The organism is Spirillospora sp. NPDC048823, assembly GCF_043198445.1.
Taxonomy (GTDB): Bacteria; Actinomycetota; Actinomycetes; order Streptosporangiales; family Streptosporangiaceae; genus Spirillospora.
Genome location: NZ_JBICUT010000012.1, coordinates 42,345 through 57,655, shown reverse-complemented (window position 1 = coordinate 57,655; position 15,311 = coordinate 42,345). Strand labels below are relative to the sequence as shown.

Here is a 15,311-nt window from a genome sequence, read left to right as displayed (position 1 = left end):
CGGCCTGACGGCCCCCGCGGGGATGTCATTGTGAGCGATTACGAGATCGAAACGGTGGACGTCGTCGAGGACGTCCCCGAGGACGCGGGCCCGGCGCCGGTCGTGGCGGTGGTGGGGCGGCCGAACGTCGGCAAGTCCACCCTGGTCAACCGGATCCTGGGCCGCCGTGAGGCGGTCGTGGAGGACGTGCCGGGCGTGACCCGCGACCGGGTCGCCTACGACGCGACGTGGAGCGGCCGCAGGTTCACCGTCGTCGACACCGGCGGGTGGCTGCCGGACTCGTCCGGGCTGGCCGCGGCGATCGCCGAGCAGGCGCGGCTGGCGGTCGACCTGGCCGACGTCGTGATGTTCGTGGTGGACGCGACGGTGGGCGCGACCGACGTGGACGAGGCCGTGGTGGAGATCCTGCGCCGGTCCGGCAAGCCGGTGGTGCTGGTCGCCAACAAGGTCGACAACATGGGCACCGAGGCGGACGCGGCCGCGCTGTGGTCGCTGGGCATCGGTGAGCCGCAGCCCGTCAGCGCGCTGCACGGGCGCGGCAGCGGCGACCTGCTCGACGCGGTGCTGGAGGCGCTGCCGGCGGAGCCGCCGCCGGAGACGTTCGGCGAGCCGGGCGGGCCGCGCCGGGTCGCGCTGCTGGGCCGCCCGAACGTCGGCAAGTCGAGCCTGCTGAACCAGCTGGCGGGGGAGCAGCGGGCCGTCGTGGACGCGGTGGCGGGGACGACCCGCGACCCGGTCGACGAGCTGATCGAGCTCGGCGGGAAGACGTGGCGGTTCATCGACACGGCGGGGATCAGGCGGCGGCACCGCGAGAACCAGGGCGCCGACTTCTACGCGACGCTGCGCACCCAGTCGGCGCTGGAGCGCGCCGAGGTCGCGGTGGTCCTGGTGGACGCCGACCAGCCGCTCGCCGAGCAGGACCTGCGGATCATCTCGATGGTGGTGGACTCGGGCCGGGCCCTGGTGATCGCCTACAACAAGTGGGATCTGCTGGACGAGGAGCGCCGCCACTACCTGGAGCGGGAGATCGACCGGCAGCTCCACAACGCGCGGTGGGCGCCGCGGGCGAACATCTCCGCCAAGACCGGCCGGCACATGGACAGGCTCGTGCCGGGGATCGAGACGGCCCTGGAGGGCTGGGGCACCCGCGTCCCCACGTCCAAGCTGAACCAGTTCTTCGCCGATCTGGTGAACTCGCACCCGCATCCGGTGCGGGGCGGCAAGCAGCCGCGCGTGCTGTTCGCGACGCAGGCGGGGGTGCGACCGCCGCGGTTCGTGCTGTTCACGTCCGGGTTCCTGGAGGAGGGGTACCGGCGGTTCATCGAGCGGCGGCTGCGCGAGGAGTTCGGCTTCGCCGGGACGCCCCTGGACATCGCCATGAAGATCCGGGAGAAGCGCGGCAAGGGCAAGAAATAGCGGAAATATTCGGCATGCGGCCCGCCGGGGATCTTTCCCGGGCGGGCCGCGGCATGTCAGGATGCTGTCTGCGGGCGGCGAGTAAGTCTTCCATTACTCGTCGATCGCGCGGGAAGTGCACGTTCGAGTCCGGAGTGACCGGGTCCTCCGGACATCAGGGCGCGGGTCGAGGGGTGCGACGTTGAAGCTCTTGCTGCTCATCTCCTGTGCTGTCGCCTGCGTGGCGCTCAGCTTCGCGTGGCGGGAGCCCTGGATCGGCGGTGTCGGCCTCCTGGTCGCCTTCGTCGCCATGTTCACCGACCGCGACGACGTGCGGCTGGACGACGAGCGGGGCAGCTACGAGACCACCAAGTCCGTCCGCAACATGCGCAACCCCGAACGCTGACCCGCCGGCCCGCGGCGCGCCGTCCTTCGAGGGCCTCTTCGGGGCGAAACGCCGCACGCCGGCGAAACGGCGCGGGCGGTCAGCGGTCGTGGCGGGGCTCGCCCGCGACCTGCTGGTCGCCGGGCCGCGGTGGCCGCGGCGCCTGCCCGGGCGGGTTCTCCCGTGCGTACCGCCCGTACACGAGCGGCTGGGTGGTGTTCGACCCGGGATTCTCGGCCTCGGGTGTCCTCGCCGTCCCGCGTGCCGCCTCCCGGGCGCCGACCACGGCGAAGCGGCCGAGCGCGAGGGCGGCGAGGAACGTGATGACGACGCCGAGCGCGGTGAATCCGGCGAGCTGCTCGGCGGTCCGCCACCCCTCGCCCGTTCCGAGCGGGGCACCGACGCCGGGGACGTCCCACAGCGCGGCGACGCTGTGCCCGACGGCGAACCAGGCGCCGCCGAGCGCGGCGAGCCAGGCGCCGGACATCGCGAACGCGCGGTTGGCGGCGGCGAGCACGATCAGGCCGCCGAGCACGACGGCCGCGGCGGGCGCGACGCTGAGCTGGAGCCGGTCGGTGTCGTAGACCCAGGTGTCGTCCGGCGCGAAGCCGAAGCCGAAGTACGGGCCCACGAAGGGCAGCAGGCCGCCCCACAGGCCCAGCAGCACCAGCAGCGTCCCGCTGAGCAGGCCCCGGGTCCGTGGTGCGCGCATGGTCCCAGTCATGATCATTCCTCCTGACCGGGCGTGTGATTCTGGTCTAAATCACCCAATACCCGGACCAAATCACTCCACACGAACGGGAAAGGCCGACCCATGGGCGCGGAGATCAGCGCGGGGATCACCATCGTGTACGCGCGGGAGGACCCGCCGGATCACTGGGAGGCCGCCGTCTTCCTCGCGGGCCCCACACCGCGCTCCGCGGCGGTCGCGTCATGGCGGCCCGCGGCGGTGGGCGAACTGCGCCGCCGGTGGCGCGGGGACGGGCGGCTCGTCGTGTTCGTCCCCGAGCACCGGCACGACCGCTACACCGACTACGACGCGCAGATCGACTGGGAGGAGCGCTGCCTGCACCTGGCCGACGAGGTGATCTTCTGGGTCCCGCGTGAGCCGGTCACCATGCCCGCGTTCACCACGAACGTGGAGTGGGGGATGTGGCACGACAGCGGCCGCGTGGTGTTCGGCGCACCCCCCGATGCGCCGAAGAACCGGTACCTGCTGCACTACGCCGCCGCGTTCGGCGTGCCGACCGCGAACGATCTCGCGGGGACGGTGGCGGCGGCGCTCGAACGGATCGGCGCGGGCGCGTCCCGTACGGGCGGGGAGCGGGAGATCCCCTTGCTGCTGTGGCGCGAGAAGCCGTTCCAGGACTGGTACAGAGGGCAGGCGGACGCGGGGAACACGCTGCTCGGCGCCCGGGTGGTGTTCCGGTTCGGCGCTTGGTGGGGCCTGCACGTCCGGGTGCGCGTGGCGGCCGAAGACCGGATCAAGGACAACGAGATCGTCATCGGGCGGCCGGACGTCTCGGCCGCCGTCCTGTACCGGCCGGGGGAGACGCTCGACGACGCCGAGGTCGTGCTCGTCCGGGAGTTCCGGAGCCCGTGCGCGGAGGGGTTCGTCCATGAGCTGCCCGGCGGTTCGGGGATGGGCACGGCCTTCGAGAACGCCCTTGCGGAGGTCGCCGAGGAGACCGGGCTGCCGCTGGACCCGGCGCGGCTGCGCGAGCACGGGACGCGGCAGGTGAACGCCACGATGTCCGCGCACCGGGCGCACCTGTTCTCGGCCGAGATCACCGGGGACGAGTCGGCGCGGCTGCACGGGTCCGGGCCGCACGGGGTGGCGGCGGACGGGGAGCGCACCTACGTCGAGGTGACCGCGTTCGGGCGGATCAGGCGGGAGCGCCTGGTCGACTGGGCCACCCTCGGGATGATCACGGAGGTGCTGCTGGAGATGGTGCCCGAAGGATGACCCGCCGATCGGCATTCGCTATGGCGATCGGCTGATCCGGATCGCATTTCATGTGCTGCTCGATTTTTTTGACTCGCATCTGCAAGGGGTAGGCTGTGCCTCGTGACGACGTTCAGGATCGGTGAGGCGGCGGCACTGCTGGGGGTCAGCGCGGACACCGTCCGCCGCTGGGTGGACGGCGGGCGGCTCCCGGCGTCCCGGGACGGGCACGGGCACCGGCTGGTGCCCGGCGCCGAGCTCGCGGCCTTCGTGCGCGACCAGGCGCGCGGGGGAGGGCCGTCCGACCAGGCGGAGCGGTTCTCGTCCGCGCGCAATCGGATGCGGGGGATCGTGACCGACGTCGTCCGTGACGGGGTGATGGCGCAGGTGGAGATCCAGGCCGGGCCGTTCCGGCTGGTGTCGCTGATGAGCCGAGAGGCGGCCGACGAACTCGGGCTGCGGGTGGGCGTGGTCGCCGAGGCCGTCGTGAAGTCCACCAACGTCGTCGTCGAAGTGTCCGAGCCGGGCTGACGCCCCGGGGGAGGGTCCGTGTTCAAGCGAACGGCGGCGGGGTTCTTGCTGCTCACGGTCATGACCGGGTGCGGCGACATCGGGGACGGCGGCTCGTCGTCCGGGACGGGGAGCGGTGAGGCGCTGACGGTGTTCGCGGCGGCCTCGCTGACCGGGGCGTTCACCGCGCTCGGCGAGGCGTTCGAGGGCTCGCACCCCGGCGTGCGGGTCAGGTTCAACTTCGGCGGCAGCTCGACGCTCGCGCAGCAGATCACGCAGGGTGCCCCGGCGGACGTGTTCGCGTCCGCGAGCCCCGCCACGATGACCACCGTGACCGGCGCGGGCGGCGCGGGCGGCGCGGCCGGCCCGCCGCGGGTGTTCAGCCGGAACCGCCTGGTCATCGCCGTCCCGCCGGACGACCCCGGCGGGGTGGCGACGGCCGGCGACCTGTCCGCGCCCGGGCTCAAGGTCGTCCTGTGCGCCGTGCAGGTGCCCTGCGGGGCGGCCGCGCAGAAGGCGCTCGGCGCCGCCGGCGTCGACGTGGAGCCGGTGTCGCGGGAGCGGGACGTCAAGGCCGTCCTCACCAAGGTCGTCCTGGGTGAGGCCGACGCCGGGCTCGTCTACCGCACCGACGTCAGGGCGGCGGGGCGGAAGGTCAGGGGGATCGAGTTCCCCGAAGCCGCGCAGGCCGTGAACGACTACCCGATCGTCGAGGTCGCAGGTGCTCCGCACAGTGCGCTCGCCGGGGAGTTCATCCGGCTGGTGCTGGGGGAGCGGGGCAGGGCGGCGCTGAGCCGCGCCGGATTCGAGGCGCCGTGACTCCGAAGCCGAAGGCGCCCCGGGGGGCGCGAAGGGCCTTCCTCCCCCGGCGGGCAGGGCCGTCCGGGGTGCGGGAGGGTGCCCCGCCGGCGGGGCGGCCGCCGGGGATCCTGCTGCTGCCCGCGCTCGCGGGGCTCGCCTTCCTGGTGCTGCCCCTGTTCGGGTTGCTCGTCCGCGCCCCATGGTCCACGCTCGGCACCCGCTTCATGCAGCCGCAGGTGCTGGACGCGCTGCGCCTGTCGCTGGTCACCGCCACCCTCGCCACCGGCCTGTGCGTGCTGCTCGGCGTCCCGCTGGCCTGGACGCTGGCGCGGGTCCGGTTCCCGGGCGTGCGGCTCGTGCGGGCCCTGGTGACCGTTCCGCTGGTGCTGCCGCCGGTGGTCGGCGGCGTCGCGCTGCTGCTGGTGCTCGGGCGGCGCGGGCTGATCGGGGGCTGGCTGGACTCGGCGTTCGGGATCACGTTCCCGTTCACCACCGCCGGGGTCGTGCTGGCCGAGACGTTCGTGGCGATGCCGTTCCTGGTGATCAGCGTGGAGGGCGCGCTGCGCGGCGCCGACCTGCGCTACGAGGAGGCCGCCGCCACCCTCGGCGCGGGCCGCTGGACGGTCTTCCGGCGGGTGACGCTGCCGCTCGTGGCGCCCGGCGTCGCGGCGGGGGCCGTGCTGTGCTGGGCGCGGGCGCTCGGCGAGTTCGGCGCGACGATCACGTTCGCGGGCAACTTCCCCGGCCGGACGCAGACGATGCCGCTGGCCGTCTATCTGGCGCTGGAGACCGACCCGCAGGCCGCGATCGTGCTGAGCATCGTCCTGCTGGCCGTGTCGGTCATCGTCCTCGCCGCCCTCCGGGGCCGCTGGATGGACGCCTCCACATGAGCGGAGCGAACAGGGAGGCATGGGAGGCCGTCCCCCCGCACGGGGCAGGGGACCGGGGGCTGGACGCGCGGCTCGTCGTGCGGCGCGCCGCTTTCGACCTCGATCTCGCGCTCACCGCCGAACCCGGCGAGGTCGTGGCACTGCTCGGCCCGAACGGGGCGGGCAAGAGCACCGCGCTGCGCGCTCTCGCCGGGCTCGTCCCGATGGCCGGCGGCCATGTCCGGCTGGACGGGGCCGATCTGCGCCCGCTGCCGCCCGACCGCCGCGGCATCGGCATGGTGTTCCAGGACTACCTGCTGTTCCCTCACCTCACCGCGCTGGAGAACGTCGCGTTCGGGCCCCGCTGCCAGGGCGCCGGCCGCCGCGCCGCCCGCCGCCGCGCCGCGGACTGGCTGGACCGGGTCGGGCTCGCGGAGTTCGCGTCCGCCCGTCCCCGGGCGCTGTCGGGCGGGCAGGCGCAGCGCGTCGCGCTCGCACGCGCGCTGGCCGTCGAGCCGGGCCTGCTCCTGCTGGACGAGCCGCTCGCCGCCCTCGACGCCCACACGCGGCTGGACATCCGGGCCGCGCTCCGCGGCCATCTCGCCGGGTTCTCCGGCGCGGCGGTGCTCGTCACCCACGACCCCCTGGACGCGATGGTCCTGGCCGACCGCCTCGTCGTGATCGAGGGCGGACGTCTCGTCCAGGAGGGGACGCCCGCCGACGTCGCCCGCCGGCCCCGTACCGACTACGTCGCGCGCCTGGTCGGGCTGAACCTGTACCGGGGCCGCGCGGCTGCCGGGTCCGTGCTGATCGGTGACGGTCCGACCGGCGAGGGCGCGGGGACGCTCGACACTGTGGACTCGCTCGAAGGTGAGGTCTTTCTGGCCTTCGCGCCATCCGCGGTGGCGCTGTACCGGACCCGTCCCGACGGCAGCCCCCGCAACCTCTGGCGCACCCGCGTCGCCGCGATCGAACGGCAGGGAGACCGCGTCCGGGTCCGGCTGTCCGGACCGCCTTTCGACGCCGTCGCGGAGGTGACCCCGGCGGCCGTCGCGGAGCTGCATTTGGCCGAGGGCAGCCTGATATGGGCGGCTGTGAAGGCCACCGAGACACACGTTTACCCAGCTTGACCGTATCTGGACCCGGGCATGGTGGCGCACCGCCCTCAACGGCCGTACGTAAGTGATATCAGCCACAAAAGGGGCAGGGAAGGGCCAATAGCGGACCGGATTGGTCCAGACCAAATGGCAAAAACGGCGGGTCTTGTTCATCATGCAAACATCCTGTGAACAGCTGAAGGAGTTGCCCGTGTCCAACCAGGTCTCCGGCCTCGACCAGGCCCCAACCGGCCACACCGAACTGATCGAGTGGGTACGCGGGATCGCCGAGCTGACCAAGCCGGACCGCGTCGAGTGGTGCGATGGCTCGGATGCCGAGTGGGAGCGCCTGACCGGCCTCCTCGTCGAGCAGGGCACCCTCACGCGTCTCGACCCGGCCAAACGGCCGAACAGCTTCCACGCGGCCTCCGACCCGACGGACGTGGCGCGCGTCGAGGACCGGACGTTCATCTGCTCGGAGAAGGAGGAGGACGCCGGCCCCACCAACAACTGGGTCGCGCCCGCCGAGATGAAGCAGACCCTGGACGGTCTGTTCGACGGCTGCATGAAGGGCCGCACCATGTACGTGGTGCCGTTCTGCATGGGGCCGCTCGGCGGCAACATCTCCCAGCTCGGCGTGGAGATCACCGACTCCGCCTACGTCGCCGTGTCCATGCGGATCATGACGCGGATGGGCGAGGGCGCGCTGCGGCTCATCGAGGAGCGCGGGTCGTTCGTCAAGGCCGTCCACTCCGTCGGCGCCCCGCTTGAGCCCGGCCAGGAGGACGCGAAGTGGCCGTGCAACTCCACCAAGTACATCACCCACTTCCCCGAGACCCGGGAGATCTGGTCCTACGGGTCCGGGTACGGCGGCAACGCGCTGCTGGGCAAGAAGTGCTACGCGCTGCGGATCGCGTCCACGATGGCGCGCGACGAGGGCTGGATGGCCGAGCACATGCTCATCCTGAAGCTGACGCCGCCGTCCGGTGAGACCCGCTACGTCACCGCGGCGTTCCCGTCGGCGTGCGGCAAGACCAACCTCGCCATGCTGGAGCCGACCATCCCGGGCTGGAAGGTCGAGACGATCGGCGACGACATCGCCTGGATGCGGTTCGGCGACGACGGCCGCCTCTACGCGATCAACCCGGAGGCCGGGTTCTTCGGCGTCGCGCCCGGCACCGGCGAGAGCACCAACGCCAACGCCGTGAAGACGCTGTGGGGCAACAGCATCTTCACCAACGTCGCGCTCACCGACGACGGCGACGTGTGGTGGGAGGGCCTCACCGACGAGCCGCCCGCACACCTCACGGACTGGAGGGGCAACGACTGGACGCCGGACTCCGACACCCCGGCCGCCCACCCGAACGCCCGCTTCACCACCCCGGCCGGGCAGTGCCCCATCATCGCCGACGAGTGGGAGGACCCGAAGGGCGTCCCGATCTCGGCGATCCTGTTCGGCGGCCGGCGCGCGTCCGCCGTCCCGCTGGTCACCGAGTCGTTCGACTGGCAGCAGGGCGTGTTCCTCGGCGCCAACGTCGCGTCCGAGAAGACCGCCGCCGCCGAGGGCGCCGTCGGCGAGCTGCGCCGCGACCCGTTCGCCATGCTGCCGTTCTGCGGCTACAACATGGGCGACTACTTCGGCCACTGGCTGGAGATCGGCAAGGCCACCGACGCCGAGAAGCTCCCCCGGATCTACTACGTCAACTGGTTCCGCAAGAACGCCGCCGGAAAGTTCATCTGGCCCGGCTTCGGCGAGAACAGCCGCGTCCTGAAGTGGATCGTCGAGCGCCTGAACGGGCAGGCCGACGCGGTCAAGTCCCCGATCGGGCACCTGCCGACCAGGCAGGCGCTCGACACCGAGGGCCTGAACATCGCCGGCGACGACCTCGACATCCTGCTGTCGGTCGACACCGAGGTGTGGAAGCAGGAGGCCGCCCTGGTCCCCGAGCACTTCGAGAAGTTCGGCGACCACATGCCGAAGGCGCTGTGGGACGAGTACCACGGCCTGGTCCGCCGCCTGGACCACTGACCTGCCCGTCTCCCGCGCGCCCGTCCGCCGATCCGCTCGGCGGGCGGGCGCGCCGCCTTCCCGGGGGAACGCGGCGGGCGGGCGCCCCCCCGGGGAACCTCGACCGCGGTTGAGGTCGCATAGGATCCGGGTATGACGCGGCTTGAGCACCGGGTACACGAACTGACCGTCGGGCAGGTCGCCGAGCGGAGCGGCGTGGCCGTCTCGGCGCTGCACTTCTACGAGTCCAAGGGTCTGATCAGCAGCCGCCGGACGGCGGGCAACCAGCGGCGCTTCAGCCGCGACACGCTCCGCCGGGTCTCGTTCATCAAGGTCTCGCAGCGGGTCGGCATCCCGCTCAGCGACATCCGCGACGCCCTCGCCACGCTCCCCGAGGAGCGCACCCCCACCGTCGCGGACTGGGCGAGGCTGTCGGAGACGTGGCGCAGCGACCTCGACGACCGCATCCGCCAGCTCGAACGGCTCCGCGACGACCTCACCGACTGCATCGGCTGCGGCTGCCTGTCGATCAGCAAGTGCGCCCTCGCCAACCCCTACGACCGGCTCGGCGACGAAGGGCCGGGGCCGCGCAGGCTCCTCGTCGGACACGGCGCCGGCGACACCCCGTCCGGCCCGGCGGCCGGGCCGGACGCGGACTGCGCCGCCCCCTGCGCCCCCGCGGACCAGCGGCCGCAGGGGCGGGCCGGGGCCGCGCCGGCGGGCTAGCTGCTAGCGGCCGCGGGGATCGCGGCCGTGCGGGTCGATGCGGCGCGGGGCCGGCTCCCGTCCCGCCGGCTGCGTCGGCGCCGGACGCGCCGGTATCTGCTCGATCGGCAGCTCGACCGGCTCGGCGCCGAGGGAGAACGGCTCCCCGTGATGCCACAGCTTGATGGCCGGGCCGTCCAGCAGCTCGTAGCAGGCCGCCTCCGAGGCCACGGTGACCTTGATCCGGCTGCCCCGGTACCGCATCCGGAACGCCAGCCGGCTGATGCCGCCCGGCAGCCGCGGCGCGAACCGCAGCCGCCCGCCGCCCGCCCGCATCCCGCCGAACCCGGCGACGAGCCCGCTCCACGCCCCCGCCATCGAGGCGATGTGCAGGCCGTCGCGGGTGTTGCGGTTCAGGTCGTGCAGGTCCATCAGCGCGGTCTCGCCGAGATAGTCGTGCGCCAGCTCCAGCTGGCCGACCTCGGCCGCCACCACCGCCTGCGTCTGCGCCGACAGCGAGGAGTCCCGGACGGTCAGCCCCTCGTAGTAGGTGAAGTTGCGGGCCTTCTGCTCCTCGGTGAACGCGTCCCCGCACAGGTGCATCGCGAGCACCAGATCCGCCTGCTTGACGACCTGCTTGCGGTACAGGTCGAAGTACGGATAGTTCAGCAGCAGGGGATAGTGGTCGGGCTTGGTGGCCGCGAAGTCCCAGCGGGCGTGGTTGGTGAAGCTCTCACTCTGCGGGTGGACGCCCAGCCGCTCGTCGTAGGGGATCAGCATCGCCGCCGCCGCGTCCCGCCACGACGCGGCCTCCTCGGCGTCCACCCCGAGCCGGTCGGCCACGTCCGGGTGGCGCATCGCCATCTCCGCGGCCTCCTCCAGATTACGGCGCGCCATGAGGTTGGTGTAGACGTTGTTGTCCACGACCGCGCTGTACTCGTCGGGGCCGGTGATCCCGTCGATGCGGAACACGCCGCCGACGTCGTGGTGGCCGAGGCTGCGCCACAGCCTCGCGGTCTGCACCAGGATGTCCAGCCCGATCTCCCGCTCGAACTGCACGTCCTCCGTGGCGTCCACGTACCGGACGACGGCGTCGGAGATGTCGGCGTTGATGTGGAACGCGGCCGTCCCGGCGGGCCAGTACCCCGAGCATTCGTGGCCGCGGATCGTCCGCCAGGGGAACGCCGCGCCGTCCAGGCCGAGCTGGGCGGCACGCTCGCACGCCAGCGGCAGCGTCATGTGCCGCCAGGCGAGCGCGTCCGCCGCGGCGCCCGGTGAGGTGTACGTCAGCACCGGCATGACGAACGTCTCGGTGTCCCAGAACGTGTGGCCGTCGTAGCCGGGCCCCGTCAGGCCCTTGGCCGGGATCATGCGGCGTTCCGCGCGCGCGCCCGCCTGGAGGACATGGAACATCCCGAAACGCACGGCCTGCTGGATCTCGGCGTCGCCGTCGACCTCGACGTCCGCGCCCTCCCAGAACTCGTCCAGGTAGTCGCGCTGCTCGGTCAGCAGGCCGTCCCAGCCGGTCCGCCGGGCACCCGCCAGCGCCCCGACCACCTGGTCGTGCAGCGCCGGGCGGGACCGCCGGCTCGACCACCCGTACGCGATGAACTTGACGATGCGCAGCCGCTGCCCGGGCTCCAGCCGCGTCGCGACCGTCAGCCGCCCCACGTCCTTCGAGCTCTCGGTGTCGATCGTCATCGACTCCGGGCCCTGGATGTCGTGCGACATGCCCGCCGCCATCCGCAGCCCGCTCTGCCGCGTCCGGTGCAGCAGCAGGACCTTCGTGCCGTTGGCGACGTGCTCCTCGCCGACCAGCGGGCTCTCCAGGATCGCGGACGCCCGCGGGTCCTTGCCGCCGCCGGGCAGCGCCTCGTTGGCCACCAGCTCCGACTGCGCGACCACCCGGACCGACTCGTCGACCGGCTCGACGTCGTAGCAGATCGCCGCGATGGCCCGCTGCGTCAGCGACACCATCCGGACCGAGGTCACCCTGACCGTCTTGTCCGCCGGGGACGTCCACTCCACATGCCGGGTTAGCGTGCCCGCCCGCATGTCCAGCACCCGCTCGTGATGGTGGACGCGGCCGTAGCGCACATCGAACGGCTCATCGTCCACCAGCAGCCGGATCACCTTGCCGTTGGTGACGTTGATGACCGTCTGGCCCATCTCGGGGTAGCCGTAGGCGGTCTCGGCGTGCGGAAGCGGACGCTGCTCGTAGAAGGAGTTCAGGTACGTGCCGGGCAGCCCGTGCGGCTCCCCCTCGTCCAGGTTGCCGCGCATGCCGACGTGCCCGTTGGACAACGTGAACACCGACTCGGTCTGCGCCAGCCGGTCCAGCCGCAGCTCCGGCTCCCGCAGGCACCACGGCTCCACCATGAACACAGGCCGGTCGACCGCGGCCTGGCCATCCCGCTCCGTCACGGCACCTCCAGCAGTTCCGACAGGTCGGAGACGACGATGTCGGCGCCGTGCCCGGCCAGCGCCTCGGCGTGCGCACCGTCCACCCGGTTGACGCCCACCACGTATGCGAACCCGCCCGCACGCCCCGCCTGGACGCCGGCGAGCGCGTCCTCGAACACCACCGCCCGCGCGGCGGGGACGCCGAGCTCCCGCGCCCCCTCCAGGAACATGTCGGGGGCGGGCTTGCCGGGCAGGTTCCGCTCCGCCGCCGTCACCCCGTCGACCCGCGCGTCGAACAGGCCGGTGATGCCGACCGTCCGCAGGACCTGCACGGTGTTCGCGCTGGACGACACCACCGCCGTCTTCAGGCCCGCCGCCCGCGCCGCGCGGACGTAGTCGATCGAGCCGTCGAACGTCTCGACGCCCTTCTCCTCGATGAACCTGAGCACCAGCGCGTTCTTGCGGCTGCCGAGCCCCCGGATGGTCTCGGTCTCCGGCGGATCGCCGGGGACACCCTCCGGTAGTTCGATGCCGCGCGACTCCAGGAACGAGCGCGTCCCGTCCTCGCGCTTCTTGCCGTCGACGTACCGGCCGTAGTCCTTCACGGCGTCGAACTCGGTGAACGGCTCACCGGTCCGCTCCGCGTGTTCGCGCAGGTAGCCGTCGAACATCTCCTTCCAGGCGGCGGCGTGGACGGCCGCCGTCCGGGTCAGCACCCCGTCGAGATCGAAGAGACACGCCGCCGACTCGTCCGGCAGTCCCAGCATCCATACCCCCTGGAGAATGACACCATCGAAGAGATCCTGAACGCGCCCCGTTCCCGGCCGGACACCGCCACGCGGGACGCGCGCTCGAACGAGAGGATCATGATCCACGTACAACCCCTTGGTCAGGGTCGCACACGAGGAGGAGAGAGCCAATGCAAAAGGCGCGCATAGGCGTCACGGGGCTGGCGGTGATGGGCCGGAACCTCGCCCGCAACCTCGCCCGGCACGGGCATCCCGTCGCCGTGCACAACCGCACCCACGCGCGCACCAAGGCCCTGGTCGAGGAGTTCGGCGACGAGGGCACGTTCCTGCCGGCCGAGACCGCCGAGCAGTTCGTCGCCTCCCTCGAACGCCCCCGCCGCCTCGTGATCATGGTGAAGGCGGGCGGCCCGACCGACGCCGTCATCGACGAGTTCGCCCCGCTGCTGGAGCCCGGCGACATGATCGTCGACGGCGGCAATGCGAACTTCACCGACACCCGCCGCCGTGAGGCCGCGCTCCGCGACCGCGGCGTCCACTTCGTCGGCACCGGCATCTCCGGCGGCGAGGAGGGCGCGCTGCACGGCCCGAGCATCATGCCGGGCGGCTCCGCCGAGTCCTACGCGGCCCTCGGCCCGCTGCTGGAGGACATCTCCGCCAAGGTGGACGGGACGCCCTGCTGCACCCACGTCGGCCCCGACGGCGCCGGCCACTTCGTGAAGATGGTGCACAACGGCATCGAGTACGCCGACATGCAGCTGATCGCCGAGTCCTACGACCTGCTCCGGCACGCCGCGGGCCTCGCCCCCGCCGAGATCGCCGAGGTCTTCCGCACCTGGAACGGCGGCCGCCTGGAGTCCTACCTCATCGAGATCACCGCCGAGGTCCTCGCGCACACCGACGCGTCCACCGGGAAACCGTTCGTCGACGTCGTCCTCGACCAGGCCGAGCAGAAGGGCACCGGCCGCTGGACGGTCCAGACCGCCCTCGACCTCGGCGTCCCCGTCGGCGGCATCGCCGAGGCCGTCTTCGCCCGCTCCGTCTCCGGCCACGCCGCCCTCCGCGAGGCCGCCCGGAACCTGCCGGGCCCGTCCCGCACCGGCGACGCCGGCCCCGGCTTCGCCGACGCCGTCGAGAAGGCCCTGTACGCCTCGAAGATCGTCGCGTACGCGCAGGGCTTCCACGAGATCCAGGCGGGCAGCGCCGAGTACGGCTGGAACGTCGACCTCGGCGCGATGGCCACCATCTGGCGCGGCGGCTGCATCATCCGCGCCCGCTTCCTGGACCGCATCCGCGCCGCCTACGAGGCGGACCCGAACACTCCGACCCTGCTCACCGACGACCACTTCACCGAGGCCGTCGGCGACGCCCAGTCCGCCTGGCGCGACGTCGTCGCCGCCTCCGCGCGCCTCGGCATCCCCGCGCCCGGCTTCTCCACCGCCCTGGCCTACTACGACTCCCTGCGCGCCGACCGCCTCCCGGCCGCGCTCACCCAGAGCCAGCGCGACTACTTCGGCGCCCACACCTACCGCCGCGTGGACCGCGAAGGCTCCTTCCACACCCTCTGGGGCGCCGACCGCACAGAGGTACCCGGCTAGACCAAGAGCTGCCGCTGCGGGCCATGGAGACGGGGAAGCGGTACAGGACGATCCGAGATCCGCCTGCAGGAGCAGGACCGCGCCACCCTGCCAGCTGTATGGATGGCTTCGGAACGCGACCAGCCTTGAGGTTAAAGGGGCTCGTCTCAAGGCTGATGATGATTGGAGAGGTCAGAGAGAGTCTCTGCGGATCCTGTCGAGCAGGGTGCGCCATTCATCCCTGGTGAATTCGAGAGTCGGTCCGTTGCCGTCGAGTTTGGTGTCGCGGACGCCGATCGTGCCATCGGCGGCCTGACCCGCTTCGATGCATCCACCGTTCGGTTCGCTGCGGCGTGACTTGCGCCAGCCGTGAAACTTCTTGGTCATGTCCTCGATCCTGTCTGGTCGGCGAGCCTGTTGGCTACCTGATCGAGGAAGGTCATGCTGTCTTCGCGGGAGAGGGCAGCCTCTCGCAGACGGTTGTAGATTTCGGCGTAGCGGGCGATCTCGCCTTGCTGCGGCAGGACGAGGTCAGTGGTAACGGTATCGATTACCGCTATAGGCGAGTCGCCCGGCTCTGTGAACGTGTAGAGGTAGAACGCTGACTTGGGGAGAAAGCCTCCTGGGACGATGGCATCGTGCCGGAGCACGCGTACCGTGATCCGCTCCTCGTCCGAGACCGTTCTGATCATGAGCCGTAGTTGGGCGATCTTCGCCTGTGGCGGTACGGCCAACCGGTGGATCACGCACTCGTCCAGGACGGTCTCGTAGGACGGCAAGGGAGTCCATGATCTTTGGCTCACGACAAAGTGCTACCGGGGCCCCAGCGCCATCGCCGATCCACGGGGTCACACGCTCGTATAGATCGAG

The 15,311-nt window shown here is 72.0% G+C and carries 15 protein-coding genes; 10 read left to right on the top strand and 5 right to left on the bottom strand.

Annotation, left to right across the window (positions count from 1 at the left end):
• Positions 1–30 precede the first annotated feature (30 nt).
• Complete coding sequence (der, locus tag ACGFK0_RS25575; protein WP_392908958.1) at positions 31–1,416, top strand: ribosome biogenesis GTPase Der; 1,386 nt, start codon at positions 31–33, stop codon at positions 1,414–1,416.
• Between the two features lie 181 nt (positions 1,417–1,597).
• Positions 1,598–1,801 (top strand): hypothetical protein, encoded by a 204-nt coding sequence (locus ACGFK0_RS25570; RefSeq protein ID WP_392908956.1) that lies wholly within the window; start codon positions 1,598–1,600, stop codon positions 1,799–1,801.
• 79 nt (positions 1,802–1,880) lie between these two features.
• On the opposite strand, the gene ACGFK0_RS25565 is transcribed toward ACGFK0_RS25570, so the two are convergent.
• A complete protein-coding gene (locus ACGFK0_RS25565; protein ID WP_392908954.1) occupies positions 1,881–2,504 on the bottom strand; it encodes a hypothetical protein in 624 nt (207 codons plus the stop codon).
• Positions 2,505–2,594: 90 nt separating this feature from the next.
• On the opposite strand from ACGFK0_RS25565, the gene ACGFK0_RS25560 reads away from it, so the two are divergent.
• The 7 genes from ACGFK0_RS25560 to soxR all read left to right on the top strand — a co-directional run bounded on the left by ACGFK0_RS25560 (position 2,595) and on the right by soxR (position 9,736).
• The gene (locus tag ACGFK0_RS25560) at positions 2,595–3,746 is read left to right on the top strand and encodes a nucleoside 2-deoxyribosyltransferase domain-containing protein (RefSeq protein ID WP_392908952.1); all 1,152 of its coding nucleotides are present in this window, start codon (positions 2,595–2,597) and stop codon (positions 3,744–3,746) included.
• Between the two features lie 102 nt (positions 3,747–3,848).
• On the top strand, positions 3,849–4,256 hold the full coding sequence (locus ACGFK0_RS25555; protein ID WP_392908950.1) for a molybdopterin-binding protein: 408 nt from the start codon (positions 3,849–3,851) through the stop codon (positions 4,254–4,256).
• Between the two features lie 60 nt (positions 4,257–4,316).
• Positions 4,317–5,054, top strand: coding sequence for a molybdate ABC transporter substrate-binding protein (gene modA / locus ACGFK0_RS25550; RefSeq protein ID WP_392909258.1), 738 nt, complete (start codon positions 4,317–4,319; stop codon positions 5,052–5,054).
• A gap of 68 nt (positions 5,055–5,122) precedes the next feature.
• Positions 5,123–5,926 (top strand): ABC transporter permease, encoded by an 804-nt coding sequence (locus ACGFK0_RS25545; protein ID WP_392908948.1) that lies wholly within the window; start codon positions 5,123–5,125, stop codon positions 5,924–5,926.
• Positions 5,923–7,035, top strand: coding sequence for an ABC transporter ATP-binding protein (locus ACGFK0_RS25540; RefSeq protein WP_392908946.1), 1,113 nt, complete (start codon positions 5,923–5,925; stop codon positions 7,033–7,035). The genes ACGFK0_RS25545 and ACGFK0_RS25540 overlap by 4 nt, the downstream gene beginning before the upstream one ends.
• Positions 7,036–7,213: 178 nt before the next feature.
• Entirely contained in the window at positions 7,214–9,031 is a 1,818-nt protein-coding gene (locus tag ACGFK0_RS25535; RefSeq protein WP_392908944.1) for a phosphoenolpyruvate carboxykinase (GTP), read from the top strand.
• A gap of 132 nt (positions 9,032–9,163) precedes the next feature.
• On the top strand, positions 9,164–9,736 hold the full coding sequence (gene soxR, locus ACGFK0_RS25530) for a redox-sensitive transcriptional activator SoxR (RefSeq protein WP_392908941.1): 573 nt from the start codon (positions 9,164–9,166) through the stop codon (positions 9,734–9,736).
• A 3-nt stretch (positions 9,737–9,739) separates the two neighbouring features.
• On the opposite strand, the gene ACGFK0_RS25525 is transcribed toward soxR, so the two are convergent.
• Positions 9,740–12,139, bottom strand: a complete 2,400-nt coding sequence (locus ACGFK0_RS25525; protein ID WP_392908939.1) for a glycoside hydrolase family 65 protein — start codon at positions 12,137–12,139, stop codon at positions 9,740–9,742.
• Positions 12,136–12,885 carry an HAD family hydrolase gene (locus tag ACGFK0_RS25520; protein WP_392908937.1) on the bottom strand — a complete coding sequence of 250 codons (750 nt, stop codon included), beginning with the start codon at positions 12,883–12,885 and terminating at the stop codon, positions 12,136–12,138. Before ACGFK0_RS25520 ends, ACGFK0_RS25525 begins: the two co-directional genes overlap by 4 nt.
• Positions 12,886–13,037: 152 nt before the next feature.
• On the opposite strand from ACGFK0_RS25520, the gene gndA reads away from it, so the two are divergent.
• Positions 13,038–14,462, top strand: coding sequence for an NADP-dependent phosphogluconate dehydrogenase (gene gndA, locus ACGFK0_RS25515; protein ID WP_392908934.1), 1,425 nt, complete (start codon positions 13,038–13,040; stop codon positions 14,460–14,462).
• 171 nt (positions 14,463–14,633) lie between these two features.
• Here the strand turns inward: gndA and ACGFK0_RS25510 are convergent, their stop codons facing one another.
• Complete coding sequence (locus ACGFK0_RS25510) at positions 14,634–14,828, bottom strand: DUF397 domain-containing protein (RefSeq protein ID WP_392908932.1); 195 nt, start codon at positions 14,826–14,828, stop codon at positions 14,634–14,636.
• Positions 14,825–15,220 (bottom strand): Scr1 family TA system antitoxin-like transcriptional regulator, encoded by a 396-nt coding sequence (locus ACGFK0_RS25505; RefSeq protein ID WP_392908930.1) that lies wholly within the window; start codon positions 15,218–15,220, stop codon positions 14,825–14,827. The genes ACGFK0_RS25510 and ACGFK0_RS25505 overlap by 4 nt, the downstream gene beginning before the upstream one ends.
• Positions 15,221–15,311 lie beyond the last annotated feature (91 nt).

What these genes read in the sequence shown, in the direction of transcription:
- ACGFK0_RS25565 (WP_392908954.1), bottom strand. Translation starts at nt 2,504, where the DNA reads ATGACTGGGACCATGCGCGCACCACGGACCCGGGGCCTGCTCAGCGGG.
- ACGFK0_RS25560 (WP_392908952.1), top strand. Translation starts at nt 2,595, where the DNA reads ATGGGCGCGGAGATCAGCGCGGGGATCACCATCGTGTACGCGCGGGAG.
- modA (WP_392909258.1), top strand. Translation starts at nt 4,317, where the DNA reads ATGACCGGGTGCGGCGACATCGGGGACGGCGGCTCGTCGTCCGGGACG.
- ACGFK0_RS25540 (WP_392908946.1), top strand. Translation starts at nt 5,923, where the DNA reads ATGAGCGGAGCGAACAGGGAGGCATGGGAGGCCGTCCCCCCGCACGGG.
- soxR (WP_392908941.1), top strand. Translation starts at nt 9,164, where the DNA reads ATGACGCGGCTTGAGCACCGGGTACACGAACTGACCGTCGGGCAGGTC.
- ACGFK0_RS25520 (WP_392908937.1), bottom strand. Translation starts at nt 12,885, where the DNA reads ATGCTGGGACTGCCGGACGAGTCGGCGGCGTGTCTCTTCGATCTCGAC.
- gndA (WP_392908934.1), top strand. Translation starts at nt 13,038, where the DNA reads ATGCAAAAGGCGCGCATAGGCGTCACGGGGCTGGCGGTGATGGGCCGG.
- ACGFK0_RS25510 (WP_392908932.1), bottom strand. Translation starts at nt 14,828, where the DNA reads ATGACCAAGAAGTTTCACGGCTGGCGCAAGTCACGCCGCAGCGAACCG.